This is a genomic window from Bradyrhizobium daqingense (assembly GCF_021044685.1).
In the GTDB taxonomy this organism is placed as follows: domain Bacteria; phylum Pseudomonadota; class Alphaproteobacteria; order Rhizobiales; family Xanthobacteraceae; genus Bradyrhizobium; species Bradyrhizobium daqingense.
The window spans coordinates 1,931,362-1,955,802 of sequence record NZ_CP088014.1; the positions used below are offsets into that span (position 1 = coordinate 1,931,362).

Annotated in this window: 23 protein-coding genes and 1 riboswitch; of the genes, 13 read left to right on the plus strand and 10 right to left on the minus strand. The window is 65.8% G+C overall.

The genetic code is table 11. The annotated features are described in order from the left end of the window. Positions 1-11 precede the first annotated feature (11 nt). The gene (gene lptM, locus LPJ38_RS09170) at positions 12-296 is read left to right on the plus strand and encodes an LPS translocon maturation chaperone LptM (protein WP_145641719.1); all 285 of its coding nucleotides are present in this window, start codon (positions 12-14) and stop codon (positions 294-296) included. A 23-nt stretch (positions 297-319) separates the two neighbouring features. Then, positions 320-1,585 (plus strand): diaminopimelate decarboxylase, encoded by a 1,266-nt coding sequence (gene lysA, locus LPJ38_RS09175; RefSeq protein WP_145641717.1) that lies wholly within the window; start codon positions 320-322, stop codon positions 1,583-1,585. 177 nt (positions 1,586-1,762) lie between these two features. Here lysA and LPJ38_RS09180 read toward each other — a convergent pair whose 3' ends face one another. Next, complete coding sequence (locus LPJ38_RS09180; protein WP_145641715.1) at positions 1,763-2,668, minus strand: NAD(P)-dependent oxidoreductase; 906 nt, start codon at positions 2,666-2,668, stop codon at positions 1,763-1,765. 230 nt (positions 2,669-2,898) lie between these two features. After that, positions 2,899-3,282, minus strand: a complete 384-nt coding sequence (locus tag LPJ38_RS09185) for a carboxymuconolactone decarboxylase family protein (protein ID WP_028134137.1) — start codon at positions 3,280-3,282, stop codon at positions 2,899-2,901. A gap of 169 nt (positions 3,283-3,451) precedes the next feature. Between LPJ38_RS09185 and LPJ38_RS09190 the strand changes: the two genes are divergently transcribed. Then, entirely contained in the window at positions 3,452-5,404 is a 1,953-nt protein-coding gene (locus LPJ38_RS09190) for a TIGR02302 family protein (protein ID WP_145641713.1), read from the plus strand. Further along, positions 5,392-6,534 carry a DUF4175 family protein gene (locus LPJ38_RS09195; RefSeq protein WP_145641711.1) on the plus strand — a complete coding sequence of 381 codons (1,143 nt, stop codon included), beginning with the start codon at positions 5,392-5,394 and terminating at the stop codon, positions 6,532-6,534. The genes LPJ38_RS09190 and LPJ38_RS09195 overlap by 13 nt, the downstream gene beginning before the upstream one ends. A 207-nt stretch (positions 6,535-6,741) precedes the next feature. Here LPJ38_RS09195 and LPJ38_RS09200 read toward each other — a convergent pair whose 3' ends face one another. Together LPJ38_RS09200 and LPJ38_RS09205 are read right to left on the minus strand one after the other, a co-directional pair. Next, the gene (locus tag LPJ38_RS09200; RefSeq protein WP_145641709.1) at positions 6,742-7,116 is read right to left on the minus strand and encodes a response regulator; all 375 of its coding nucleotides are present in this window, start codon (positions 7,114-7,116) and stop codon (positions 6,742-6,744) included. 47 nt (positions 7,117-7,163) lie between these two features. After that, positions 7,164-8,042, minus strand: a complete 879-nt coding sequence (locus LPJ38_RS09205; RefSeq protein WP_167520752.1) for an MJ0042-type zinc finger domain-containing protein — start codon at positions 8,040-8,042, stop codon at positions 7,164-7,166. A 210-nt stretch (positions 8,043-8,252) separates the two neighbouring features. Here LPJ38_RS09205 and ftsE point away from each other — a divergent pair, with 210 nt between their 5' ends. From ftsE to LPJ38_RS09225, 4 genes are all read left to right on the plus strand, one after another. Then, positions 8,253-8,912: a cell division ATP-binding protein FtsE gene (ftsE, locus tag LPJ38_RS09210; RefSeq protein ID WP_020508614.1), complete on the plus strand. Its 660-nt coding sequence runs from the start codon at positions 8,253-8,255 to the stop codon at positions 8,910-8,912. Continuing rightward, positions 8,905-9,873, plus strand: coding sequence for a cell division protein FtsX (locus LPJ38_RS09215; RefSeq protein ID WP_145641705.1), 969 nt, complete (start codon positions 8,905-8,907; stop codon positions 9,871-9,873). The genes ftsE and LPJ38_RS09215 overlap by 8 nt, the downstream gene beginning before the upstream one ends. A 74-nt stretch (positions 9,874-9,947) precedes the next feature. Next, positions 9,948-10,652 (plus strand): YdcF family protein, encoded by a 705-nt coding sequence (locus LPJ38_RS09220; RefSeq protein ID WP_145641703.1) that lies wholly within the window; start codon positions 9,948-9,950, stop codon positions 10,650-10,652. 47 nt (positions 10,653-10,699) lie between these two features. Next, positions 10,700-11,473, plus strand: coding sequence for a lysophospholipid acyltransferase family protein (locus LPJ38_RS09225; protein WP_145641701.1), 774 nt, complete (start codon positions 10,700-10,702; stop codon positions 11,471-11,473). On the opposite strand, the gene LPJ38_RS09230 is transcribed toward LPJ38_RS09225, so the two are convergent. After that, the gene (locus LPJ38_RS09230) at positions 11,470-12,081 is read right to left on the minus strand and encodes a gamma-glutamylcyclotransferase (RefSeq protein WP_167520751.1); all 612 of its coding nucleotides are present in this window, start codon (positions 12,079-12,081) and stop codon (positions 11,470-11,472) included. The two genes, LPJ38_RS09225 and LPJ38_RS09230, sit on opposite strands and share 4 nt — an antisense overlap. Positions 12,082-12,191: 110 nt before the next feature. Between LPJ38_RS09230 and LPJ38_RS09235 the strand changes: the two genes are divergently transcribed. Then, positions 12,192-13,379, plus strand: a complete 1,188-nt coding sequence (locus tag LPJ38_RS09235) for a DUF2125 domain-containing protein (RefSeq protein ID WP_145641697.1) — start codon at positions 12,192-12,194, stop codon at positions 13,377-13,379. A gap of 108 nt (positions 13,380-13,487) precedes the next feature. On the opposite strand, the gene LPJ38_RS09240 is transcribed toward LPJ38_RS09235, so the two are convergent. From LPJ38_RS09240 to LPJ38_RS09250, 3 genes are read right to left on the minus strand one after another with little or no spacing between them, the layout of a single operon-like run. Next, on the minus strand, positions 13,488-14,423 hold the full coding sequence (locus LPJ38_RS09240; protein WP_145641695.1) for a prephenate/arogenate dehydrogenase family protein: 936 nt from the start codon (positions 14,421-14,423) through the stop codon (positions 13,488-13,490). Beyond that, positions 14,420-15,514 (minus strand): histidinol-phosphate transaminase, encoded by a 1,095-nt coding sequence (hisC, locus tag LPJ38_RS09245; protein ID WP_145641693.1) that lies wholly within the window; start codon positions 15,512-15,514, stop codon positions 14,420-14,422. The genes LPJ38_RS09240 and hisC overlap by 4 nt, the downstream gene beginning before the upstream one ends. A 33-nt stretch (positions 15,515-15,547) precedes the next feature. Then, positions 15,548-16,396, minus strand: coding sequence for a chorismate mutase (locus tag LPJ38_RS09250; RefSeq protein WP_145641691.1), 849 nt, complete (start codon positions 16,394-16,396; stop codon positions 15,548-15,550). 203 nt (positions 16,397-16,599) lie between these two features. Continuing rightward, positions 16,600-16,679, plus strand: a riboswitch (SAM riboswitch). A gap of 90 nt (positions 16,680-16,769) precedes the next feature. On the opposite strand from LPJ38_RS09250, the gene metX reads away from it, so the two are divergent. Then, complete coding sequence (metX, locus tag LPJ38_RS09255) at positions 16,770-17,966, plus strand: homoserine O-acetyltransferase MetX (protein ID WP_145641689.1); 1,197 nt, start codon at positions 16,770-16,772, stop codon at positions 17,964-17,966. A gap of 1 nt (position 17,967) precedes the next feature. Beyond that, a complete protein-coding gene (metW, locus tag LPJ38_RS09260) occupies positions 17,968-18,630 on the plus strand; it encodes a methionine biosynthesis protein MetW (RefSeq protein WP_167520750.1) in 663 nt (220 codons plus the stop codon). A gap of 112 nt (positions 18,631-18,742) precedes the next feature. On the opposite strand, the gene LPJ38_RS09265 is transcribed toward metW, so the two are convergent. Further along, entirely contained in the window at positions 18,743-19,606 is an 864-nt protein-coding gene (locus LPJ38_RS09265) for an alpha/beta fold hydrolase (protein ID WP_145641684.1), read from the minus strand. Positions 19,607-19,826: 220 nt separating this feature from the next. Between LPJ38_RS09265 and LPJ38_RS09270 the strand changes: the two genes are divergently transcribed. Continuing rightward, positions 19,827-20,504 (plus strand): NlpC/P60 family protein, encoded by a 678-nt coding sequence (locus tag LPJ38_RS09270; protein ID WP_145641682.1) that lies wholly within the window; start codon positions 19,827-19,829, stop codon positions 20,502-20,504. Positions 20,505-20,739: 235 nt separating this feature from the next. Here LPJ38_RS09270 and LPJ38_RS09275 read toward each other — a convergent pair whose 3' ends face one another. Beyond that, positions 20,740-21,528 carry an MOSC domain-containing protein gene (locus tag LPJ38_RS09275; protein ID WP_145641679.1) on the minus strand — a complete coding sequence of 263 codons (789 nt, stop codon included), beginning with the start codon at positions 21,526-21,528 and terminating at the stop codon, positions 20,740-20,742. 243 nt (positions 21,529-21,771) lie between these two features. Between LPJ38_RS09275 and clpB the strand changes: the two genes are divergently transcribed. Further along, positions 21,772-24,411 carry an ATP-dependent chaperone ClpB gene (clpB, locus tag LPJ38_RS09280; protein ID WP_145641677.1) on the plus strand — a complete coding sequence of 880 codons (2,640 nt, stop codon included), beginning with the start codon at positions 21,772-21,774 and terminating at the stop codon, positions 24,409-24,411. Positions 24,412-24,441: the final 30 nt, after the last annotated feature.

A 24,441-nucleotide genomic window follows, 5' to 3' on the forward strand; every position in this document is an offset into this window, starting at 1 on the left:
GGGATTTCGTCGTGACGTCAAAGTTTCGCCCGGCCGGCTCGGGGTGGGCCATCATTGTCCTTAGCCTGACGGCGCTGGCGCTCGCCGGCTGCGGCCGCAAAGGCCCGCTGGATCTGCCGCCGACCGCGTCCGCGACCACCGGCGCCGCGCCGGTCGATGCCGAGACCGAAGCCCCGAGGGCGCCGGGCACGCTCAGCCCCACCTATAGTGCGGATCCTGCGCCTGCGGCGGCGAAGGGCCGCAAGAAGCCGTTTATTCTCGATCCGCTCCTGGACGAACCTCCCGCCCGGAAATAAGCCGGGACAACCGAGCCTGCGCCATGAACCATTTCGACTATCGCAACGGCGTGCTGCACGCCGAGGCGGTGAATCTGTCCGAGCTGGCCGCGACCGTCGGCACGCCGTTCTATTGCTATTCGACGGCGACATTGGAGCGGCATTATCGCGTCTTCGCGGATGCCTTCGCCGGCGAGAAGGTGCTGGTCTGCTACGCCATGAAGGCGAACTCCAACCAGTCGGTGCTGCGCACGCTGGCCAAGCTCGGCGCCGGCGCCGACGTCGTCTCGGGCGGTGAGCTGAAGCGGGCGCTGGCCGCCGGCATTCCCGCCAGCAAGATCCTGTTCTCCGGCGTGGGCAAGACCGAGGCCGAGCTGCGCGCCGCGCTCGCCGCCGACATCCTCTGTCTCAACGTCGAATCCGAGCCCGAGCTCGAGCTGTTGTCGCGGCTTGCGACCGAGATGGGCAAGACCGCGCGCATCTCCGTGCGCGTCAATCCGGACGTCGATGCCGGCACGCATGCAAAAATCTCCACCGGCAAGTCCGAGAACAAGTTCGGCATCCCGATCGCCCATGCCCGCGAGATCTACGCCCGCGCGGCGAAGCTCCCGGGCATCGAGGTGACAGGCACCGACCTGCATATCGGCAGCCAGATCACCGACCTCTCCAAGATGGAGACCGCGTTCCGCATCCTCTCAGAATTCGTGCAGACGCTGCGCGCCGACGGTCACAACATCAGTCACGTCGATTTCGGCGGCGGTCTCGGCATTCCCTATTACATGGACCGCGAGGCACCGCCGGCGCCCAACGCCTATGCCGCCATGGTCAAGCGCGTCAGCCACAATCTCGGCTGCACGCTGATGTTCGAGCCCGGCCGCATGATCGTCGGCAATGCCGGCATCCTGGTCGCGAAGGTCATCTACGTGAAGCACGGCGACGGCAAGAATTTCGTCATCATCGACGCCGCCATGAACGATCTGATCCGCCCGACGCTCTACGAGGCGCATCACGACATCCTGCCGGTGACGCAAGCGGCGAAGGGTGCGGCCACCATCATCGCCGACGTCGTCGGCCCGGTCTGCGAGACCGGCGACTACCTCGCGCTCGACCGCACGCTGCCGACGCCGAAGCCGGGCGATCTGCTCGCCATCATGACCGCAGGCGCCTATGGCGCGGTGCAGGCCGGCACCTACAATACGCGGCCGCTGGTGCCCGAGGTGCTGGTGAAGGACGACCAATACGCCGTCGTGCGCCCGCGCGTCGAGGTCGAGCAGCTGATCGCGATGGACACGCCGGCGCCGTGGTTGTGAGCTGGCGACGCCGGCTCAACAGCCGCGGTGTCATCCCCGCGAAGGCGGGGATCCATAACCACAGGAAGTGGTTTTTGGCTAAGCTGTAACTCGAGCCTTCGTAAAACTTCTTCCTGTGGTTATGGGTCCCGGGCTCGCGCTTCGCGCGCCCCGGGACGACAGCAGAGATCGGGACAACTACTTCCCCGCCAATCCGCCCTTGCCGCCAACCACCACCCCCGCCTTCTTCTCGATCGGCTTGATCGCCGCGGTGAAATCGGATTCGGCGCCCTCCGCGCTGATCACCGTCTCCCACAAGCGTCCCACGGCATCGGCAACCTCCATCGACAGGCCGAGCTGCTTCATCTCCTCCAGCGCCAGCCGCACGTCCTTCACCATCAATCCGGTGGCGAAGCCGAAGTCGAAGGTGCGCGGCAGCACCGAGCGCGGAAACTTGTCGCGGCTCGCGGTGTTCATGCCGGAGCCGGCATTGATGACATCGATCATCACGGCGGGATCGAGCCCGGCCTTGACGCCCATCACCACCGCTTCCGACGTCGCCACGATCGCGGTCGCCGACAGAAAATTGTTGGCGAGCTTCATGGTCTGCGCTGCGCCCGGCTTCTCGCCGATGAAGAACACCTTTCCGATCACGTCGAGCGCGGGCTTGAGCAGCTCGAACTCCGCCTTCGGCCCCGACACCATCACGGCCAGCGTGCCCTTCTCGGCGCCGCCGACCCCGCCAGAGACGGGGCAGTCGATCTGCACGATGTTGCGTTCGGCGAGCAGGCCGTGAATCCTAGCGGCCATCGCCGAGCCGACCGTCGATAGATCGACGAAGCGTTTCGCGCGCTTGCCCTCGACCACGCCATTGGCGCCCGCGGCAACCTCGAGCGAGGCCTGCAGCGAAGGCAGGCTCGCCATCACCGTCTCGACCTGATCTGCGACATCCTTCGGCGATGTCGCCGCCCGGGCGCCGCGCGCCACCAGCTTCTCGACCACGTCCTTGCGCGTGTCGAACACGACGAGCTTGTGCCCCGCCTCGATCAGCCGCCGCGCCATCGGGAAGCCCATGTTTCCGAGCCCGATGAATCCGATGTCCATGGTGTTTCCTTTTTGCTTGCTATTCGTTGTTGGTTGACGAGAAGCGGCGATTACTCTCCGCCCGTCGTCCCGGGGCATCGCGAAGCGATGAGCCCGGGATTCATAACCCCAGGGAGGAGTCGTCGCGCGAAAGCGGTCACTCCGAGTCTCCATAACCACGTTTTCCTGTGGTTATGGGTCCCCGGGCTCGCGCTTTGCGCGCCCCGGGACGACGGCGAGGCTGGCGCTCCTCACGCCTTCCCATCGATCTCCGCGAAAACCTCGCGCGCGATGCGGAAGCTGTCGACGGCGGCGGGCATGCCGCCGTAGATCGCGACCTGCATCAGAATCTCGCGGATCTCCTCGCGGGTCACGCCATTGGTCAGTGCGCCCTTGAGATGCGCGCGAAACTCGTGCTGGCGGTTGAGGATTGCGATCATCGCGATGTTGAGCATGCTGCGGGTCTTGCGCGGCAGCTCCTCACGGCCCCAGACCGTGCCCCAGCAATATTCGTTGAGCATCTCCTGGAACGGGCGGTTGAAATCGTCGACGTTCTTCAGGGCGTTGTTGACATAGGCCTCGCCCAGCACCGCTTTGCGGACTTCCAGGCCCTTGTCGTGCATCTTCTTGTCCATGACGTTTCCTTCGTTGTCGTCGGGATGGCGTCGCGGAAATTACGGGGTCGTGCCGGGCCAGTCACGTCCTCGTGTTATGCGGGAAAAGGGCCCTGTCCCGTGCAGGAACGGATGCCTCAGTCCTGCCGTTGTGGTAGGCTTCACTCTACCGGGCAACCTGGAGAGCTGATTGAACGGCGTCACCCCCGACCCGTCAGATCCGAACCGCGATGGCGACGCTCTGTCGCGGCTGAAGCTGGCGCAGGCCCTCGACCGGGCCCTTTATGCCATCGCGTGGGAGCGTGCCTGGCCGAATCTGGCGCGGCTTCTGACCGTCGTCGGCCTGTTCCTGGTGGTGTCCTGGGCTGGTCTATGGCTGGCTTTGCCGTTCATTGCTCGCGCCATCGGTCTCGCCATTTTCGCCGGCATCGCGCTTGCCGCCCTGTTCCCCTTGATTCGCTTTCGCTGGCCGAGCCGCGAGGAGGCCCTGAGCCGGCTCGATCGCGGCTCCGGCATCCGTCACCGTCCGGCGACCACGCTTACGGACACGCTGACCTCGCAGGACCCGGTTGCCCGGGCGCTGTGGCAGGCCCAGCGCGAGCGCACGCTGACCTCGCTCAAGCGCATCCGCGCCGGCCTGCCGCATCCGCGGCTCGCGCTGCATGATCCCTGGGCGCTGCGCGCCCTCGTCATGGTGATGCTGGTTGCGACCTTCTTCGCCGCCGGCGACGAACGCGCGCTGCGGCTGGGGGCCGCCTTCAATTGGAACGGCGTGCTGGCCCCGGCCAATATTCGCGTCGATGCCTGGGTTACGCCGCCGCTCTACACCGGCAAGCCGCCGATCATCCTGTCGGCCGCCAACAAGGAGGCGGCGGCGCTGCCCGCCAGCGGCCCGCTCGCCGTTCCCGCCGGCTCGACCCTGATCGTGCGCTCCTCCGGCGGCAACCTCGACGTCGCCGTCTCCGGCGGCCTCAAGGAGGTCGCGCCCACGGAAGCCGCGCCCAAGGGCACCAACGAGAAGCATTTTGCCATCGCAGCCGACGGCATGGCGCATGTCCGAGCGCCCTCCGGCCAGCCGCAATGGGCGTTCGCGGCAACGCCGGACCGTGCGCCGACGATCGCGCTCGCCAAGGATCCCGAGCGCCAGGCGCGCGGTGCGCTCCAGCTCTCCTACAAGATCGAGGACGATTACGGCGTCACCGGCGCCGAGGCGCAGATTGCGCTGCGTCCCGCCGACGCCAAGGACAATGCCAAGGATAACGCGAAGGGCAACAGCAACGAGGGCAAGAGCCCGGCGCGGCCGCTGTTCCAGCCGCCGAAATTCCCGCTCGTGCTGCCGAACGCGCGCACCCGTAACGGTGTCGGCCAGACGGTGAAGGACCTCAGCGAGGATCCCTATGCCGGCGCCGACGTCACGCTGACGCTGACCGCCAAGGACGAGGCCGGCAACGAGGCGAAAAGCGAGCCCTTCAGCATGCGGCTGCCCGAGCGCCTCTTCACCAACTCGCTCGCGCGGGCGCTGATCGAGCAGCGCCGCATCCTTGCGCTCGATGCCAACAGGAATTCCGAGGTCTACACCGCGCTCGACGCGCTGATGATCGCGCCCGAATTGTTCACGCCGGATGCGGGCTGCTATCTCGGCCTCCGCAGCCTCGCATCCCAGCTCGAGGCGGCCCGTACCGATGACGCGCTGCGCGAGGTGGTGGCGAGCATGTGGGCATTCGCAGTCACTGTCGAGGACGACGGCGTCGCCGGCAGCGTCAACGCGGCGCTGCGCGCGGCGCAGGACGCGCTCAAGGCGGCGCTGGACCGCGGCGCCGGCGAGGACGAGATCAGGGTGCTGACGCAGAAGCTCCGTGAGGCCATGGCCGGCAAGGTGCGCGACCTCGCCCGGCGCGCCGAGCAAAATCCGCTCGGCCCCCGGCAACCGTTTCCCGCGGAGGTCCAGCTCATCCTCGACAAGGCCGTCGAGCTGCGACAGAAGACCCAGCATGCGACGCCCGAGCAGCTCGCCGAGCTGGCGCAGCAGCAAGATGCCTTGCGTCAGCAGCTTCAAGCCTATCGGCAGTCGGCGAACAGCCGCGCCAAGGCGGGCAATGAGGGGGCCAATCAGTTTACGCGGGACCGGAAATGCGGAAACTAGCGCGCCTGCCAGTCTTGAGGGCGATCTCGATCGCCTGTCTCGCCTTTCTGCTCGGAGGCTTGTCGCCTGCGGTTGCCCAGCAGGACCAGGATCCCGACGCGCTGCTCGACAGCGCGGAAAAGGCGATGCAGGACTCCGGCGACAGCCTCCGGCAGAAGGAGTCCGGCAAGAGCCTGAACAACCAATCCGACGCCATCCAGAAGCTCGAAGAATACAAGCGCGCGACCGAGCGAAGCCAATCGTCCAATCGCGATCGCTCCGTCATCACGCAACGGGATTTGGACGATCTGCTCCGGCAGATCGAGAAGGCGGCGCGCGAAGGCAATCGCGAGGCCGCCCAGCGCATGCTCGAGCAGCTGGCGCAGATCATGGAAAACCTCCAGATGGCGCAGCGCGGGCAATCCGGCGAAAGCGAGATGGAGCAGGCGCTCAACGAGCTGAGCGACATGATCCGCAAGCAGCAGCAATTGCGCGACAAGACGTTCAAGCAGGGCCAGGACTCCCGGCGCGACCGTTCGCGCGGCAAGCAGCAGGGCGACCAGTCGATGTCGGACCTGCAGCAGGATCAGGAGGCGTTGCGCGACCGCCTGAAGAAGCTGCAGGACCAGCTCGCCAAGCGCGGCCTCACGCAGAAGGGACAAAAGGGGCAGAAGCAGCAAGGGCAGAAGGGCCAGCAGGGCGACCAGGGTCAGTCCGGCGATCAGGACGGCGACCAGGGCGACGACGACGGCAGTCTCGATGACGCCGACGGGGCCATGGGCGATGCCGGCTCGAAGCTCGGCGAGGGCAATGCCGACGGCGCGACGGATGCGCAAGGCAAGGCGCTCGATGCCTTGCGCAAGGGCGCGCAGAAGATGGCCGAGGCGATGCAGCAGGGCGATGGCGAGGGGCAGGGCGACGGTCCCGGCAATCGCGCCGGCCGGCAGCAGAGCGGCGGCAATCAGACCGATCCGCTCGGCCGCCCGCTTCACGGCCGCGATCTCAGCGACGACTACACCGTCAAGATCCCCGGCGAGATCGACGCCCAGCGCGTCCGCCGCATCCTCGAAGAGCTCCGCCGCCGCCTCGGCGATTCCTCGCGTCCGCAGATCGAGCTCGACTACATCGAGCGCCTGCTGAAGGATTTTTAGAACGTCGTCTCAGCTCTCGTAGCCCGGATGAGCGAAGCGACATCCGGGGCCGCCCGTCCCGCATGTGGCTGCGCTCATGCGGGCTACAAACCGCGCCATACCGCCCGTCATTGCGAGCGTAGCGAAGCAATCCAGAATCTTTCCGCGGAGGGACTCTGGATTGCTTCGCTACGCTCGCAATGACGACGTGGCGCCACCGGCCGCTCGCTACCCCTTCTTCGCTGCCAGCGCATCCGCCACGGCGGTGCGGATGTCGGCCACCGAGAACGGCTTGGTCACGACGTCATGCACCAGCGCGTTGAGGTTCGAGGCGCGCTCGCGCTGATCGGCAAAGCCGGTCATCAGCAGGATGGTCAGATCGGGAAAATCGCGCGCAGCCGAGAGGGCCAGCGCTATGCCGTCCATCACGGGCATCTGGATGTCGGTGAGCAACAGATCGAATGCGCCGGCCTCGCGGGTCAGGATCTCCAGCGCCTCGGCGCCGTCCTGCGCGGTGACGGTCTCGTGGCCGTCCATGGCGATCGCGCGCGCCACCAGCGTGCGCATCGAATCCTCGTCATCGGCAATCAGGATCTTCGGCATGGGACGAACCTTGCGACCAACTCCCGCGCGGACCTCGGCGGGGCCGATTATACGCTGCCGCCGGCAATGTCGCGCCGGTTGAAGAAGCGAATGTCGATGTTGCGGCCCTCCGGGGGCGGCGAGGCCAGGCGCGAGCGGAAGAAGGCGCGCTCGCCGGGCCGCAGCACGGTCTGCTCCAGCACCGTGTTCCAGGCGTAGATCTCGGCGCCTTGCGCGTCGCGCACGGCGAAGCGCAGGCGGGGGATGTCGAGTGCCTTCTTGCCCTCGCCGACGATCACGCCCTCGATCACCAGCACCTGCTTACCGTCTACGGTCTCGCTGGACAGCTTGACGTCCTTGAAGGCCAGCCCTCTCAGATTCACCTCGAGCCCGACCATCTTGTAGAACGCCGCCGTCTGCGGCAACAACCGCACCATGTCGCCGCGCCAGATCACCAGCGCCAGCACCAGCGCGCCCATGGCAGCGCAGGCCGTCGGGAGGCCGAAATAGGATTTTCGCCGCGGAGCGGCGGCGACTGGACGGCTGACCCGCGCGCCGCGGCGGCGGAACAGGCCGCTGAACCAGGACTGGTGCTGCGCGCCGGCGACCTCCTCCTCGGCGGCCCGGGCCGCCGCCGACCACTCGTCCTCGATCTGCTTGGTCTCCTCGGCGGGCCAGTCGCTGGCGATCGAGGGGCTTTCGACGACCGGGGTGTCGGCGGTGCTGTCATCCTTGGCGTAGGAGTTCCACTGCTCGGCGAGGTCGGACTGGTCCTCGGCCTGGCTGGCTGCGGCCATGGCCGGGATCGAGGCCTCCTCGATCGCGTCCTCGGCATGGGCGACCCAGGTCTCCTTGCAGCGGGAGCAGCGTACCGTCCGGCCGTTCGCCCCCAGGCTCGCAAGCTTGATGGCGTAGGATGTCGTACAATGGGGGCAGACGATATGCATGGACGAGCCTTGATGCATGAACGAGAACTTGGACCTGGACCGGGACCTGGACCGGACTTGACGATGCCGCGGTCGCGGAGAACCGGGGCGGCCCTTATGCTACCGGGCGAGCGTTAACGAACCGGAAACCATAACGGTCGCAAAAACCGTTAATCGTCTATGGCGGGGTGCAGCCGTGCAGCCCGCGCCCCCTCTCGAACGGAGCTGAGCTTGGTTCGGTTCGAAAATGTCGGATTGCGATACGGTCTGGGGCCGGAGATCCTGCGCGACCTCAGCTTCCAGATTCCGGCGCACTCCTTTCAGTTTCTCACCGGCCCCTCCGGCGCCGGCAAGACCTCGCTGCTGCGCCTGTTGTTCCTGTCGCATCGGCCGACGCGGGGCCTGGTCAATCTGTTCGGCCACGACATCTCGCGGCTCGGCAAGGACGAGATCGCCGATCTGCGCAAGCGTATCGGTATCGTGCTCCAGGACTTCCGCCTGCTCGACCACATGACGACCTACGAGAACGTCGCGCTGCCATTCCGCGTCATGGGCCGCAGCGAGTCGAGCTATCGCAAGGAGGTCATCGATCTCTTGCGCTGGGTCGGCCTCGGCGACCGCATGGATGCGTTGCCGCCGATCCTGTCCGGCGGCGAGAAGCAGCGCGCGGCGATCGCGCGCGCCGTGATCTCGCGCCCGCAGCTGCTGCTCGCGGACGAGCCGACCGGCAGCGTCGATCCGACGCTCGGCCGCCGCCTGCTGCGGCTCTTCATCGAGCTCAACAAATCAGGCACGGCCGTCATCATTGCCACCCACGACATCGGGCTGATGGACCAGTACGAGGCGCGGCGCCTCGTGCTGCATCAGGGACGGCTGCACGTCTATGAATAGGACCGACGAGCGCGGCGTGCTGGTCGATCTCGGGCAGGAGCGCCCGCAGCTTCCGGCCAAGGCCCGCAACATGTCGCCGATCGTGCCGCGCGCCTCGATTCACGGCCGCGCGCTGGTCGCCGTCGTCGCCATCATGACGTTCCTGGCGTCGATGACCACGGGCACGGTGCTGCTGGTCAGCGCCTCCGCCGCGGAATGGCAGTCGGACGTCGCGAGCGAGATCACCATCCAGATCCGTCCGCAGGCGGGGCGCGATCTCGAGCGCGACACCGCAGCGGTGACGGAAGCCATGCGCACGCAAGCCGGCATTGTCGAGGTCAAGCCGTTCACCAAGGACGAGAGCGGCAAGCTGCTCGAGCCCTGGCTCGGCACCGGCCTGTCGATGGACGATCTGCCGGTGCCGCGCATGATCATCGCCCGCGTGCAGCCGGGCACGCTGCTCGATCTCGGCGTCCTGCGCGCGCGCGTCACCCAGGTTGCCCCGAGCGCGAGCGTCGATGATCATCGCGCCTGGATCGAGCGCATGCGCTCGATGACCAACGCCACCGTCCTCGCCGGGCTCGGCATTCTCGCGCTGGTCATCATCGCCACCATCATCTCGGTGTCGTTTGCGACCCGTGGCGCCATGGCGGCGAACCGCCCGATCGTCGAGGTCCTGCATTTCGTCGGCGCCGGGGACCGTTACATCGCCAATCATTTCCTGCGCCACTTCCTTCGCCTGGGCCTCGAGGGCGGTGTGATCGGCGGCGGCGCGGCCATGCTGCTGTTCGGCTTCTCGGAGTCGATTGCAGGCTGGTTTTCCGGCACCCCCGTGGGCGACCAGTTCGCAGCGCTGCTCGGCACCTTCTCGCTCCGGCCATCCGGCTACATCGTGCTCGCCGCGCAGGCGGTGCTGATCGGCGCCATCACCGCGGTGGCCTCCCGCCAGACGCTGTTCGCGACGTTGAATGACGTCGATTAACTCCGTTAAACCAGACTCCACTTCGCCTCAAAACCTCTTAAAATCACCGCAAGGGAAGGGATCACCGACATCGCATGACCTCGCCGACCGACGATCGATCACCGAAACTGCCGCGCGGCTGGCTGCGTGCGACAATCGTGTCGACGATCGCGCTTGCCTTCGTCGGCGCGGCGGCGGGCTTCATCGCGTTCCTGTCGCAATTGCGTGGCGCGGAGTTGGTGCCGGACCGTAAGGCGGACGGCATCGTGGTGCTCACCGGCGGTTCCTCGCGGGTTTCTGACGCGATGGAGCTGCTCGCTGCCGGTTACGGCCGCAGGCTCCTGATCTCGGGTGTGCATCCGACCTCGACCGCGAGCGACATCTCCCGGACCCTGCCGGAGAACCAGTCCTTCATGACTTGTTGCGTCGACCTCGACCGCACCGCGCTCTCGACCCGCGGCAATGCCGCGGAGGCGCGGCGCTGGGCCGAGGGGCGGCGGTTCAAATCCCTCATCGTGGTCACATCGAACTATCACATGCCGCGCGCGCTGGTGGAATTCTCCCATGCGATGCCGCAGGCGACGCTGATCCCGTTCGCGGTGGTCGGCGAGAAGTGGCGTGAGGAGCCGTGGTGGACTTCGCCGTCGACGTTGCGGCTGCTGTTGTCGGAATATGTCAAGTACGTCGCGGCTGAGCTCAGGGTCCGGCTGGAGAATTTCGGGATTGACCTTTCGCCCGAGATATTGGAGCAGCCTGCAGGCGTGCAGCCGAAGCGGCCCAACACTGCACAGGCCAATTAATCGGCAACCTGGTCGGCAAATTAATCGGCAAATCAATCGGATCGTCGATGTTCCTGATTTTCCTGCGCTCGCTCATGTTCAACGTGCTGTTCTACGCCGTGCTGGTGTGCCTCGCGATCGTGGCGCTGCCGACCTTCGCATTGCCGCCGCGCGCCATGCTGACGGTCGCGCAATGGTGGGCGAAGGCGACGCTGGTCCTGATGCGCCTCGTCTGCGACATCAAGGTGGAGTTTCGCGGTGTCGAGAAGATCCCGCAAGGACCATTGTTGATCGTGGCCAAGCACCAGTCGTTCTGGGAGACGTTCGTGCTGCCGGGCTTCTTTGATCGTCCGATCTTCATCCTCAAGCGTCAGCTGATGCAGATTCCGGTGTTCGGTCAATTCCTGGTCAAGACCGGGATGATCGCGATCGACCGCAATGCCGGCGTGAAGGCGCTGCTCGACATGACGCGGCGGGCGCGCGAGGCGGTGCGCAGCGGGAAGCAGCTCGTGATCTTTCCGGAAGGCACGCGCCGCGCGCCGGGCGCGCCGCCCGATTACAAGACCGGCTTTGCCCAGATCTATTCGTCCTGCGGCGTGCAATGCCTTCCGGTCGCGCTCAATTCCGGCCTGTTCTGGCCGCGCCGCACCTTCATGCGCTATCCCGGCACCCTGGTGGTGGAATTCCTCGATCCGCTTCCAGCCGGTCTGCCGAAGGATGAATTTCTCTCGCGCGTGCAGACGGCCATCGAGGATGCAACCGGTCGTCTCGTGGAAGCGGGGCGGAAAGAGCAGGAGCAGTTGATCGGATCGGCGCCGAGCTATGCGCCGAAGGGCGGCTAGCGGCTTTCGCGATCGTCGGTCGGGGCCGGTGTGTGCAGCACATGCGCATCGCCATGCAGCATCGCTGCGAGCTGGTGCAGCTGCGTGTCGCGAAAACCTTCGGCCTCGATCGCCTTCACCGTCGCGGTCACGTAATCGCGATTGGCGCCGGACTGGCCGTGGCCCTGGAGGACATGGCGGTGCTGCTCGGTGAGCGACAGCCGGCCGGCATACTGCACATGGCCGCGGTCGACGACATAGGCGAGTGCGGAGACGCGCTGCCGCGCATCGTCCTCGAGCCACACCGAACGCATCACCTCGCGATAGACCGAAGTGACCTGCTCGCGCGCCCGCAGATAAGCGACGACATCGGCGCGGTTCTTTTCAGCGACGCGAAAGGCGATGCCGCGGCAGGCGCCGCCGCGGTCGAGCCCGAGCACCAGACCGGGCTTCTCCGGCGTGCCGCGGTGCACGAAGGAATAGACGCAGAGCGCGCGGTGTTCGCCGACCAGCCGCGCCGGAACGCGCTCTTCGAATTCGAAACCCGGCCGCCACATCAGCGAGCCGTAGCCGAACACCCAGAGGTCGCCCTTGGCTGTGGTGACGGAGGGGAGGGTGATTTCCGACATTTCGGGCACGGCTACCAGAATGAGGCCCCCAAGCGAAGTGCTTTCTGCGCCTTTCGTCGCAGGCCGGCCTCGCTTACATTTGCCTGAATCTGGGGTCAAAGGGTCGCCGCATGTCCAATATGACCGTTGCCACAGGCCGTCGCCGCTCCCGTTGGGGCCTATTCATCGCCCCCATTTTCGTCCTGGTCCTCGCCGTGGCCTGGACCTGCTTCTGGTTCTATGCTGCCTCGCAGGCCGAAATCGCCGCCGACGCCTGGCGGGCGCAGGAGGCCAAGGCCGGCCGCATCTATGACTGCGCCAAGCGCTCGATCGCCGGCTTCCCGTTCCGCTTCGAGGTGCAGTGCTCGGGCGCCAGCGTCGCCCTGGTCTCGCAAAACGCGAGCAAGACGCCGTTCACGGCGAAGCTCGACAACATTCTGGTCGTCGCCCAGGTCTATGACCCCAAGCTCGTCATCGCCGAGTTCTCCGCGCCGGCGACGCTGATTGACGGCGTCACGCAAAACACTTTCGTGGTGAATTGGAGCAAGGGCCGCAGCAGCGTGGTCGGCCTGCCGGCGGTGCCGGACCGTGCCTCCCTCGTGTTCGACGATCCCAGCCTCAACCGTCTCGACGGCAGCGTGCAGGTGCCGCTCGCGCGCGCCAAGCAGGTCGAGCTGCACGGCCGTCTGGCGGACGGATCGAAGTCCGATCATCCGGTGATCGAGACCGTGCTTCATGTCGCGCAGGGCAGCATCCAGGGTGTGCATCCGCTGCTCGCCGAGCCGTTCGAGGCGGACACGCGCGCGAAGATCTCGGGCCTCACCGACCTCACGCCAAAGCCCTGGCCGCAACGCTTCCGCGAGATCCAGGCCGCCGGCGGGAATATCGAGATCGTGCAGTCACGGATTCAGCAGGGCGAGATGATCGCGGTTGCGGCCGGCACGCTTGGCCTCTCCGCCAATGGGCGGCTCGACGGCGAATTGCAGATGACGGTGACCGGTCTCGAGCGGGTGATCCCGGCGCTCGGCATCGAGAAGATGCTGGAGGAGGGCGTGCCGCAGGCCACCCTCGATCGCCTCGCGCCCGGCGTGAAGTCGCAGGACCTCAACAATCTATTCGGCGCACTCGATCGCGCCGTTCCCGGCCTCGGCAAGGTCATCAAGCAGAACGCGAATGCGGGCGTTGCCGCCGGCATCAATTCGATCGGCACCGAGAGTACGCTGGAAGGCAAGAAAGCGCGGAGCTTCCCGCTGAAATTCGTCGACGGCGCCGTGCTGCTCGGCCCGGTCAAGGTCGGGCAGATTCCGCCGCTGTATTGATCCGCCGTCATTGCGAGCGAAGCGAAGCAATCCAGACTTTCTCCGAGGAGACGGTCTGGATTGCTTCGTCGCTTCGCTCCTCGCAATGACGGAGGACAGACGGGTGGTCTAAGGCTTCTTCAGCGCCGCATGCGGGCGGCCGAAATCGGGCGCGGCCGAATCCTGGCCAATCTCGACGATGCCGCGGCGGATGGCGCGGGTGCGGGTGAAGTGGTCGAACAGCGCCTCGCCGTCGCCGCGGCGGATCGCACGCGTGAGCTTGGCGAGATCCTCGGTGAAGGTCCCGAGCATCTCCAGCACCGCTTCCTTGTTGGCGAGGAAGACGTCGCGCCACATGGTCGGATCGGAGGCCGCGATGCGGGTGAAGTCGCGAAAGCCGCCGGCGGAGAATTTGATCACCTCGGATTCCGTCACCTGGGCCAGCTCGTCGGCGGTGCCGACGATGGTATAGGCGATCAGATGCGGCAGGTGACTGGTGATGGCGAGCACGAGATCATGATGATCCGGCGTCATCACCTCGACCTTGGCGCCCATCGCCGCCCAGAAGGCGCGCAAATGCTCCGTGGGCGCTGCGTCGGTGCCATCGGGCGGGGTGAGGATGCACCAACGGTTGATGAAGAGCTCGGCGAAGCCTGAGTCCGGCCCCGAATGCTCGGTGCCCGCGACTGGATGCGCCGGCACGAAATGAACCGACTTCGGCAGGTGCGGGGCCATGTCCCTGACCACCGCGCCCTTGACCGAACCGACGTCGGAGACGATCGCCCCCGGCTTGAGATGGGCAGCGATCTCCTGCGCCACGGGCCCGCAGGCACCGACGGGAATGCAGAGGATGACGAGATCGGCGTCCTTCACGGCCTCCGCGTTGGTCGCCACGACTTCGTCGACGATACCGAGCTCGGCGACACGGGCGCGGGTCTTCTCCGAACGCGCGGTGGTGACGATCGTGCCGGCCAGCCCCTGGAGCTTCGCGGCGCGCGCGATCGAACCGCCGATCAGGCCGAAGCCGATCAGCGCGACGCGCTGGAAATGCGCCTGCGCGCTCATTTGCCGGCCATGAAGTCGCGCAAGCCCTCGACCACGAGGCGGTTCGCCTCCTCGGTGCCGATGGTCATGCGCAGCGCATGCGGCAGGCCGTAATTCTTCAGCGCGCGCAGCACGAGGCCCCGCTTGGTCAGGTACGCGTCGGCCGCATCCGACGTCTTGCCTTCCGTCGGGAAATGGATCAGCACGAAATTGGCGACGCTCGGCGTCACCTTCAGCCCGAGCTTGCCGATCTCCTCGGTCAGCCAGTTGCGCCAGGTTTCGGTGAACTGCTTCGACATCGCCTGGTGCGCGGTGTCCTCGATCGCGGCAACCGCGGCGTACATCGCCGGCGTCGATACGTTGAAGGGCCCGCGGATGCGGTTGACCGCGTCGATGATGTGCTCGGGCCCGAACATCCAGCCGATGCGCAGTGCGGCAAGCCCGTGGATCTTGGAGAAGGTGTGCGTCACCACGGTATTCTCGGTGGTGGCGACGAGCTCGATCCCCATTTCGTAGTCGTTGCGCGAGACATAGTCGCAATAGGCGGCGTCCAGCACCAGCAGCACATGCGACGGCAGGCCGGCGCGCAGCCGCTTGACCTCGTCGAACGGGACATAGGTCCCGGTCGGATTGTTGGGATTGGCGAGCCAGACCAGCTTGGTCTTCGGCGTCACCGCCTTGAGGATGGCATCGACGTCGCAGGTGAGGTTTTTCTCCTGCGCGATAACATTCTTGGCACCCACCGCCATGGTCGCGATCGGGTAGACCAGGAAGCCGTGGGTGGTGGAGATCGCTTCGTCCCCCTGGCCGAGATAGGTGTGGGCGAGCAGATTGAGGATCTCGTCGGAGCCTGCGCCGCAGATGATGCGGTTGGGATCGAGCCCGAAGGAGCGGCCGATCGCCTCGCGCAGCACCCGCGAGGTACCTTCAGGATAGTCCTCCAGGTGATCGGCGACGCGCTTGAACGCCTCGATCGCCTTCGGCGAGGGCCCGAACGGCGTCTCGTTGGCCGAGAGCTTGAACACCTTGCGGCCCGGCTCGGCGACCGGGCTCTTGCCGGGCGTGTAGGGCGCAATATCGAGAATGCCGGGGTTCGGCACGGGGCGGGACATCTTCAACTCCGGATAGGCTGGGCTGCTCGCGACTTACGATTTCGGCCCGCTCGGGGGCACCGTATAGCGCGTTGCGTGGCTGCCGACGAGGGCCACAGAGCGGACCGAGGCCCCCGCCTCGATCAGGGCAGCCCTGATTTTGTCGATGCTGGTCGCGCTGGTGACCGAGACCAGGAGGGCCGCGCCGTCGAACGCGGTATCGGGCACGGCCACGATCTCGGCAAGCGGCGACAGCGCGCGCGCGACCTCGGCGTTCCAGCCCGACACGCGCACGCTGAAGGTCTCGACCTCGGTCACCAGGGCGCTGTCGGCGACGCGCGAGATCGCGAACACCGGCAGCGCGGCCGGATGGTCGGCGCGCTCGACGAAAGGCATCCGCGCGATGATTTTCGGCGCGCCGTCCGTTTCCAACTCCAGCCACCACGGCGTGCGGCTCGAGGTCGCCGAGACCAGCGCCAGATCGCCCTTGGACTTTGCCACGGCCTCGACCGCGGCCTGCGCGCTGAAATGCGCGACGTAAGGCACCGTGAAGCCGAAATGAAAACGCGCGGAATCGCGCATTGCCGGCTCGCTCACCGAGATGTCGGCATGCACCGAGAACGGCGCCTGGACATAGGTGAAGGTCGAGATGATGACGCGCCAGATGCTTTCGACCGTGTCGAGCGGCAGGATGCCGCGATGGCGCTGCACGATCTCGCGCATCATCGAGGCCTCGCGCGCGGGGCGGAACGCCGAGCCGACCTCCTGGGTCTGCTTCACCTGGATCAGGCGGTCGATGATGTCGCCGCGCTGCATCAGGAGGCGATGCATGCCCTCATCGATCGCATCGATCTCCTTGCGCAATTCCTGAAGCGATGGTGGCGCGGGCGGACGTTGGGACATATCTGACGGGTGCTGTTGGAAGGCATTCCAATGCGGATCGGCCGATGCCGTCACCGCTGCGGTCGATGTCCTGATTAGGCAGTCAGCGCGGCGAAAGCAAAGAGAAATGCAAAGGAAATTAGGCCCTTTCGGCCCGCAGGCTGGAGGCAAATCCGGTTGATCCCGGCCGCGACTTGACGAAAACCGCCTGAGCCAGTAAATTTTGCCTGTTCCGTGGTCATTTGAGCCGGCCGGCTTGCAGCCACGTTAAAAAACTCGCTAAACAGGCCGGGGACGCTTCCGATCCCGGCCGAACCTATCGTTCAGGCCGGGTTTTTCATGGCCTGATGTCACTGCGGTCTGAAGTCCGATCGCACATGAGGTCGATGGTCCGATGGGCAGCGTCAAATCGATTCCGAGTCCCGCGATCAGCACCGATGATCGGTCGCATGAAGTGGATCATCCGAGCTCGGAGGTGATGCATTTCGGCGCCGATCAGCCGTTGCGGCTCGATTGCGGCGTCGATCTCTCGCCGTTCCAGATCGCCTATCAGACCTATGGCGAGCTGAACGCCGACCGCTCCAATGCCATTCTGATCTGCCATGCGCTGACCGGTGACCAGCATGTCGCCAACGTCCATCCCGTCACCGGCAAACCCGGCTGGTGGGAGACACTGGTCGGACCCGGCCGACCCATCGATCCCAAGCACTACTTCATCATCTGCTCCAACGTGATCGGCGGCTGCATGGGTTCGACCGGGCCGGCCTCGATCAATCCCGCCACGGGCAAGGTGTGGGGTCTGGACTTCCCCGTCATCACCATTCCCGACATGGTACGCGCGCAGGCGATGCTGATCGACCGGCTTGGCATCGATACGCTGTTTGCCGTCGTCGGCGGCTCGATGGGCGGCATGCAGGTGCTGCAATGGACCGCGGCCTACCCTGCCCGCGTCTACTCCGCGCTGGCGATTGCCTGCTCCACGCGGCATTCGGCGCAGAACATCGCCTTCCACGAGCTCGGCCGCCAGGCCGTGATGGCCGATCCCGACTGGCACAATGGCGGCTATGCCGACCGCGGCATCCATCCGCATCGCGGCCTCGCGGTGGCGCGCATGGCGGCGCACATCACCTATCTCTCCGACGCCGCGCTGCACCGCAAGTTCGGGCGCCGCATGCAGGATCGCGAGCTGCCGACCTTCTCCTTCGATGCCGATTTCCAGGTCGAGTCCTATCTGCGCTACCAGGGCTCCTCCTTCGTCGAGCGTTTCGATGCCAACTCCTATCTCTATCTGACGCGCGCGATGGACTATTTCGACATCGCTGCCGACCATGGCGGCGTGCTCGCCAAGGCGTTCGCCGGCATCAAGACGCGCCTCTGCGTGGTCTCCTTCACCAGCGACTGGCTGTTTCCGACCTCGGAATCCCGCGCGCTGGTGCATGCCCTGAACGCGTCGAGCGCGCGGGTGTCGTTCGCCGAGATCGAGACCGATCGCGGCCACGACGCCTTCCTGCTCGACGTGCCCGAGTTCTTCGATATCTCCCGCGCCTTCCTGCAATCGGCTGGCAAGGCCCGCGGACTGAAGGATAGCTAAGATGTCCGTGCAGGAAGTGTTGCCGCTCGGCGGCGTTGCGACCAGGCAGTCCGGCGATTATCGCGCTGATCATCGTCTGGTGGCCGACATGGTCAAGCCGGGCTCGAAAGTGCTCGATGTCGGCTGCGGCGAGGGCGATCTGCTCCAGCTGCTGGAGATGCGTGGCATCGACGGCCGCGGCATCGAGCTGTCGCGCGAGGGCGTCAACCGCTGCGTCGCCAAGGGGCTCGCCGTGGTGCAGGGCGATGCCGACACCGACCTCGTCAATTATCCCGACGATGCGTTCGACTATGTGATCTTGTCGCAGACGCTGCAGGCGACCCGGCAGCCGCGTGTGGTGCTGGAGAACCTCCTGCGCATCGGCCGCCGCGCCATCGTGTCGTTCCCGAATTTCGGCTTCTGGAAGATGCGGCTCCAGCTCCTGATCGGCGGCCACATGCCGCGCACGGAGAATCTGCCGGCGACCTGGTACGACACCGCCAACATCCATTTCTGCACCATCAAGGATTTCGTCGAGCTTTGCGACGAGATCAACGTCAAGATGGAGCGGGCGGTGGCGCTCGACCTCTACGGCCGCCCGGTGCCGCTCAATCTGCCCTGGTGGGTCTGGAACATGTTCGGCGAGCAGGGCGTGTTTCTGCTGAGCCGGGGCGGGGGGAAGTAGCTAGCCGTCATTGCGAGGAGCTCTTGCGACGAAGCAATCCAGGCTATCTCTGCGGAGACTCTGGATTGCTTCGCTGCGCTCGCAATGACGGAGTACTAGGCTGCGCCGGTGCCTAATGCGCCGCCAGCGACCGCGGATCGCGCACCGGCCACCGTCCTGCTTCCACCAGCGTCACGAACCGCTCGACGCTCGCGTTGAACAGCGCGGGCTCTTCGAGGTTGAGCACGTGGCCCGACTTCGGAAACATCGCGAGCCCGGCCGCCGGAAGATGCTTCTTCAGGAACAGGCTCGGCCCGACGCACGGATCGTCCTCGTCACCGCAGATGATCAGGGCCGGCGTCGCAACGCCTTTGATCGCATCCGTCATCGTGTAGATCGAAGGACGCCCGCCCTGGAAGCCGCGCATCGTGCGCGCCGATCCCTTGGCGTCGTGGCGCGCCAGCGCAGCGTAGAAATCGGCGTGGCCGCGCGGGTCCTTCACCAGGAAGGGAATCCGGCTCGGCGCCTCGCGTGTGACCTTGGCGACTTCGGCGGAGCCCAGCGTATCGAACTGCTCGGCATTGGCGCGGCACTGCTGGCGCCAGGCATCGAGATTATCGAGCTCAGAGCCCGAGCCGACGCCGGCAAGCGTCATCGACAGCGCGCGCTGCGGCGCGTTGAGCCCGATCTGAAGCGATGAGTATGCGCCCATCGACAGTCCCACCAGATGCGCCCGTTCGATGCCGAGATGATCGAGCACCGCGAGCGCATCGGTGTAGAAATGCGTGTAGGTGTAGACCTCGCCGTCGGGCACGTCCGACGGCGTGTAGCCGCGCGCAGAATAAGTGATGCAGCGGTGGCCGCGCGAGAAGTAGCGCATCTGCGGCTCCCAATTGGTGTGGTCGGCCGCGAACTCGTGCAGAAAAATGATCGGCGATCCCTGGCCCGCCTCCTCGAAATAGATGCGGACGTCGTCCCTGGTCGTGGCGTGGGGCATTAACTGTTTCCCTCTCTTCAAGCCGCATTTCGAGGATTGCAGTTAACGCTGTTGTCCGCAATGCGGCAGCATCAAACCAGCACCGGCGCAAAATCATCGCAGCCATTCGCAGACGCGTGGCGTCTTTTTCTCGCCACATGGGACGGCTTAACGCCCTGACGGACGTCGGCCACCACACGGGCCGATTGGGGAAAGTGGGGGTGTCAACGAAGGATGAAGAATGTTGGAGTTGTTTGCGTCTCGCCTGTCGCGTTGTCTTATCGCGATGGCGATCTTCTTCGCGGCGGTCGCCGTGTTCGTATCTCCGGCCTCGGCGCGGCCGCATCATCGTCATAGCGCAGAGCGGCACGGTTACGTGCATCACGCCAGACATCATCACACCCGTCACTATCGCCACCATGCCCGCAGCTCGCGCTTCGAACGCAGCGCGGCGCAGCTGCAGGCGAGCGGATTCGGCGACACTTTCGCGAGCTATGATCCGAATGCCAATGGCGGAATGGCCAACAATGGAATGGCCAACAACGCCGGCAGCAGCGGCAACTTCGGCGGCGGATCGGGCCTCGTGTCCGAGGCGCGCCGTTATCTCGGCGGCAATCCGACCGGGCGCGGCCGCCTGTGGTGCGCGCGCTTCATGAACATGGTGCTGCAGCACACCGGCCATCAGGGCACCGGCTCCGACATGGCGAGCTCGTTCGCGCGCTACGGCACCCGCATCTCCGGTCCGCAGGTCGGCGCCATCGCGGTGATGTCGCGCGGCAGCCGCGGCGGTCATGTCGGCATCATCACCGGCATCGATGCCAAGGGCAATCCAATCATGATCTCGGGCAACAACGGCAACCGCGTCCGCGAAGCGCCGGTGTCGCGCGGTCGGATCTATGCGTATGTGATGCCGAATTGAGGAAGGGACGGTGCCGTAGGGTGGGCAAAGGCGCGCAAGCGCCGTGCCCACCGGCGGTGCGTAAACGTTCGCGAACCGAATTGGTGGGCACGCTTCGCTTTGCCCACCCTACGGCAGCCTCGTCATTGCGAGGAGCGAAGCGACGAAGCAATCCAGACTGTCTCAACGGATAGATCTCTGGATTGCTTCGTCGCAAGTGCTCCTCGCAATGACGGAGTGTGCGGAGCCCGCCCCGTCACACCAGTTTCGGCTGCTCCACCGCCACCGCATCGCCGATGCCGATCTCGCCACCTTCGATCACCTCGGCATAGATGCCGCAATCCATGTGGCCGAGATGGCGCGACAGCGTCGGCGGGATTTCGAGATCGCGCTTGGCGGTGGCGGGGTCGACATTGGTGGCCGGGCAGCGGACGATGCGCTTGATCACTTTCAGCCGGGCCTCACCGATCGCGAGCGTCTGGTCGACGAGGTCGAGTTCCGACCAAGCCGGCCAACCTTTGACGTAGAGATTGGCCCGGAAGCGCAGGGGATGCACAGCGGCGCCGCCCAGCATGGCCTCGATGGCGCGGACGCTGTCGAGATTGATGATGGACACGACCTTGCGGGCGACGTCGGAAAAGCTGTGGTTGCGGCCCGACAGCACCTTTGGCGGGCCCTTCAGCTCCGGCTGAAAGTTCTCGCTGAAATAAGCCTCGATGGCAGCGCGCCCGTCCGCGGTCTCCAGGTCGCCGGTGGCGACGATCTGGCCGTTCTTGCGGATGGTCAAGACGTTGGTCGCATCGTCGAACCGGCTGTCGAGCGACGCCAGCCGCTCATTGCGCGCCAGCATCAGAAACTGGATTTTCGGCTTCCAGCTAGGCGCTTCGGGATCGAAGCCGCTCGGCCCGTTCTCGATGGCATAGCGGCGGTCGGCGGGCAGGGTCTCTCCCCGCCGCAAGGTCACGTGGGGCAGCGCCTCGGGCGTCAGGCCCTTGATAGGGTAGCGGTAAAGGCCGGTGATCTCGGCGGTGTGGCTGGCTGTCATGCCGCTACTTAGGGGATTCGACCGCCCGGCGCCAAGCGGGCGGATCAGCGCACGAAATTGTGAACTCGCCTCTACCGATCCGAGGACACGCTTCCCACATCTGGGTCAGGCCGGCGCCAGGGCCGCCTGATAAACGACTGCTTGCTGCGTTGAGGAACGTCAACGCATCAGGCGGAAACCCAATGAAGATGCCGTTCGGGGTGCCTTAGAGGGCCCTGAGGGCAGGCCGAGGGACAGAAAAAGATGAATATCGACAAATACACCGAACGCTCCAGGGGCTTCATCCAGTCCGCGCAGTCGCTAGCGATGCGCGAGGGGCACCAGCAATTCTCCACCCTGCACCTGCTGAAAGTGCTGCTGGACGACAATGAAGGGCTCGCTGCCGGTCTGATCGACCGTGCCGGCGGCAACTCCCGTGCAATTCTCAAGGCGACCGAGGACGCCCTCGGCAAGGTGCCGAAGGTCTCCGGCGGCGGCGCCGGTCAGATCTATCTGGCACCCGAGCTCGCCCGCACCTTCGACGCGGCTGAGAAGGCCGGCGAGAAGGCCGGCGACAGCTTCGTCACCGTCGAGCGGCTGCTGCTCGGCCTGACGCTGGAGAAGACCAGCGAGGCCGGCACCATCCTCAACAAGGGCGGTGTCACCCCGCAGAACCTCAACGCGGCCATCGAGGCCCTGCGCAAGGGCCGCACGGCGGACTCCGCCACGGCCGAGAACGCCTACGACGCGCTGAAGAAATATGCCCGCGACCTCACTCAGGCGGCGCGCGACGGCAAGCTCGATCCGGTCATCGGCCGCGACGAGGAGATCCGCCGCACCATCCAGGTGCTGTCGCGCCGGACCAAGAACAATCCCGTGCTGATCGGCGAGCCCGGCGTCGGCAAGACCGCGATCGCGGAAGGGCTTGCGCTGCGCATCGTCAACGGCGACGTGCCCGAGAGCCTCAAGGACAAGAAGCTGCTGTCGCTCGACCTGGGCGCGCTGATCGCGGGTGCAAAATACCGCGGCGAGTTCGAGGAGCGGCTGAAGGCCGTGCTCCAGGAAGTGACCGGGAGCGAGGGCACCTTCATCCTGTTCATCGACGAGATGCACACGCTGATCGGAGCCGGCAAGGGCGACGGCGCGATGGACGCTTCCAACCTGCTCAAGCCGGCGCTTGCCCGCGGCGAGCTGCACTGCATCGGCGCGACCACGCTCGACGAGTATCAAAAGCACGTCGAGAAGGACGCCGCGCTGGCGCGGCGCTTCCAGCCGATCTTCGTCAGCGAACCCTCGGTCGAGGACACCATCTCGATCCTGCGCGGGCTGAAGGACAAGTATGAGCAGCACCATGGCGTGCGGATCACCGATTCCGCACTGGTGGCCGCGACGACCCTGTCCAACCGCTACATCACCGACCGCTTTCTGCCCGACAAGGCGATCGACCTCATGGACGAGGCCGCGGCGCGGCTGAAGATGCAGGTTGATTCCAAGCCGGAGGAGCTGGACTCGCTCGACCGCGAGATCATCCGGCTCAAGATCGAGCAGGAGGCGCTCAAGAAGGAAAGCGATGTCGGCTCCAAGTCCCGGCTCCAGACCCTGGAGAAGGACCTTGCCGATCTCGAGGAGAAGTCTGCTGCCCTGACGGCGCGCTGGAGCGCGGAGAAGAACAAGCTCTCCGACGCCCAGAAGCTGAAGGCGGAGCTCGACGGTCTGCGCGTCGAGCTCGCCAACGCCCAGCGGCGCGGCGAATTCCAGAAGGCTGGCGAGCTCGCCTATGGCCGGATACCCGAGCTCGAGAAGAAGATCGCGGATATCGAAGCCAAAGAGAACTCCGGCGAGATGATGGAGGAGGCGGTGACCGCCAACCATATCGCGCAGGTGGTGTCGCGCTGGACCGGCGTGCCCGTCGACAAGATGCTGGAAGGCGAGAAGGAGAAGCTCCTGAAGATGGAGGAGCAGCTCGGCAAGCGCGTCGTCGGCCAGGCCGAGGCCGTGCGTGCAGTTGCGACCGCCGTGCGCCGCTCGCGCGCGGGCTTGCAGGACCCGAACCGGCCGACCGGCTCGTTCATGTTCTTAGGGCCGACCGGCGTCGGCAAGACCGAGCTGACGAAAGCCCTGGCGGAGTATCTGTTCAACGACGAGACCGCGATGGTCCGCCTCGACATGTCTGAATACATGGAGAAGCACTCGGTCTCGCGGCTGATCGGCGCGCCTCCGGGCTATGTCGGCTATGACGAGGGCGGTGCGCTCACCGAAGCGGTGCGGCGCCGTCCTTACCAGGTGGTGCTGTTCGACGAGATCGAGAAGGCGCATCCCGACGTCTTCAACGTCCTGTTGCAGGTGCTCGACGACGGCCGCCTGACCGATGGCCAGGGCCGCACCGTCGATTTCCGCAACACGCTGATCATCATGACCTCGAATCTCGGTTCGGAGTACCTGGTGAACCAGCCGGAGGGCGATGACACCTCGGCCGTGCGCGAGCAGGTGATGGGCATGGTGCGGGCGCACTTCCGCCCCGAATTCCTCAACCGCGTCGACGAGATCATCCTGTTCCACCGCCTGCAGCGGAGCGAGATGGGCCGGATCGTCGAGATCCAGTTCGCGCGGCTACAGAAGCTGCTCACCGATCGCAAGATCGTGCTGACGCTCGATGCTGCCGGCCGCGACTGGCTCGCTGCCAAGGGCTGGGACCCCGCCTACGGCGCCAGGCCGCTGAAGCGCGTGATCCAGCGCTACGTCCAGGACCCGCTCGCCGAGATGATCCTCGGCGGCGACGTCAGGGACGGCGACAATGTCGCGATCTCGTCCGAAGGCAACGTGCTGACCTTCAACGGCAAGGCACCGCAGACCGCGGAGATCGCCCAGTTCGAAGCGCCGGTGGCGAAGCGAAAGCTGAACTGAGCGTGGGCGCTTGACGCTGAGACGATAAAG

Excerpts from the sequence above, each read along its gene's own strand:
- lysA (WP_145641717.1), top strand. The coding sequence starts at position 320 with ATGAACCATTTCGACTATCGCAACGGCGTGCTGCACGCCGAGGCGGTG.
- LPJ38_RS09180 (WP_145641715.1), bottom strand. The coding sequence starts at position 2,668 with ATGGACATCGGATTCATCGGGCTCGGAAACATGGGCTTCCCGATGGCG.
- LPJ38_RS09185 (WP_028134137.1), bottom strand. The coding sequence starts at position 3,282 with ATGGACAAGAAGATGCACGACAAGGGCCTGGAAGTCCGCAAAGCGGTG.
- LPJ38_RS09195 (WP_145641711.1), top strand. The coding sequence starts at position 5,392 with ATGCGGAAACTAGCGCGCCTGCCAGTCTTGAGGGCGATCTCGATCGCC.
- LPJ38_RS09200 (WP_145641709.1), bottom strand. The coding sequence starts at position 7,116 with ATGCCGAAGATCCTGATTGCCGATGACGAGGATTCGATGCGCACGCTG.
- LPJ38_RS09205 (WP_167520752.1), bottom strand. The coding sequence starts at position 8,042 with ATGCATATCGTCTGCCCCCATTGTACGACATCCTACGCCATCAAGCTT.
- LPJ38_RS09215 (WP_145641705.1), top strand. The coding sequence starts at position 8,905 with ATGAATAGGACCGACGAGCGCGGCGTGCTGGTCGATCTCGGGCAGGAG.
- LPJ38_RS09220 (WP_145641703.1), top strand. The coding sequence starts at position 9,948 with ATGACCTCGCCGACCGACGATCGATCACCGAAACTGCCGCGCGGCTGG.
- LPJ38_RS09225 (WP_145641701.1), top strand. The coding sequence starts at position 10,700 with ATGTTCCTGATTTTCCTGCGCTCGCTCATGTTCAACGTGCTGTTCTAC.
- LPJ38_RS09230 (WP_167520751.1), bottom strand. The coding sequence starts at position 12,081 with ATGTCGGAAATCACCCTCCCCTCCGTCACCACAGCCAAGGGCGACCTC.
- LPJ38_RS09235 (WP_145641697.1), top strand. The coding sequence starts at position 12,192 with ATGTCCAATATGACCGTTGCCACAGGCCGTCGCCGCTCCCGTTGGGGC.
- LPJ38_RS09240 (WP_145641695.1), bottom strand. The coding sequence starts at position 14,423 with ATGAGCGCGCAGGCGCATTTCCAGCGCGTCGCGCTGATCGGCTTCGGC.
- hisC (WP_145641693.1), bottom strand. The coding sequence starts at position 15,514 with ATGTCCCGCCCCGTGCCGAACCCCGGCATTCTCGATATTGCGCCCTAC.
- LPJ38_RS09250 (WP_145641691.1), bottom strand. The coding sequence starts at position 16,396 with ATGTCCCAACGTCCGCCCGCGCCACCATCGCTTCAGGAATTGCGCAAG.
- metX (WP_145641689.1), top strand. The coding sequence starts at position 16,770 with ATGGGCAGCGTCAAATCGATTCCGAGTCCCGCGATCAGCACCGATGAT.
- metW (WP_167520750.1), top strand. The coding sequence starts at position 17,968 with ATGTCCGTGCAGGAAGTGTTGCCGCTCGGCGGCGTTGCGACCAGGCAG.
- LPJ38_RS09265 (WP_145641684.1), bottom strand. The coding sequence starts at position 19,606 with ATGCCCCACGCCACGACCAGGGACGACGTCCGCATCTATTTCGAGGAG.
- LPJ38_RS09270 (WP_145641682.1), top strand. The coding sequence starts at position 19,827 with ATGTTGGAGTTGTTTGCGTCTCGCCTGTCGCGTTGTCTTATCGCGATG.
- LPJ38_RS09275 (WP_145641679.1), bottom strand. The coding sequence starts at position 21,528 with ATGACAGCCAGCCACACCGCCGAGATCACCGGCCTTTACCGCTACCCT.
- clpB (WP_145641677.1), top strand. The coding sequence starts at position 21,772 with ATGAATATCGACAAATACACCGAACGCTCCAGGGGCTTCATCCAGTCC.